This is a genomic window from Rhizobacter sp. P1_G5, from assembly GCF_056405435.1.
Genome location: NZ_JBFUCB010001224.1, coordinates 1 through 513, shown reverse-complemented (window position 1 = coordinate 513; position 513 = coordinate 1). Strand labels below are relative to the sequence as shown.

Sequence of the window (513 nt, the reverse complement as noted above, 5' to 3'; positions counted from 1 at the left end):
GGTGCGGGCGGCTCGACCCACCAGGCCGCGGCCTGCCGCTCGCGCCAGCGCTGCCACACCAGGAAGCCCAGGCCGGCGGCGAGCAGCGCGCACAGCACGGCCAGCGCATAGACCAGCGGGTTCGCATAGCGGGCCGCCTGGGCCTGCTGCACCCTCGCCTGCAGTTCGACGAGGGCCTGCTGACGCGTCTGGCCCTCGGCGCGCAGCTGGTTCATCGAGCTCTCGAGCGCCTTCAGCCGGTCCTGCGCTTCGAGGCGCTGCACGAGTTCGGGGTCGATGAAGCGGTACGGGGCCGAGCCGGCCTGGCCGGCCTCGGCCAGCTGCGTGAGCTGGCCGCTCATGCGCAGCGACGGCGAGATCAGCGCGTCGGTTTCCACCGGATCGAGCTGCAGCGTCGGGCCCTTCGGCCGCGCGGGCTCGGCGGCGGGCTTCTGCGGGCGCGCGGCCTTGCCGGTGGCGAGCTTCGCGGCCGGGCGCCCGCTGGTGGCGGCCGCCGGCTGGCCGGCTGCGGCA

1 pseudogene is annotated in these 513 nt (G+C 76.0%); it reads right to left on the bottom strand.

The window, feature by feature from the left end:
- Positions 1–513 (bottom strand): annotated as a pseudogene (locus AC1D12_RS35095) (hypothetical protein); the annotation flags it as partial.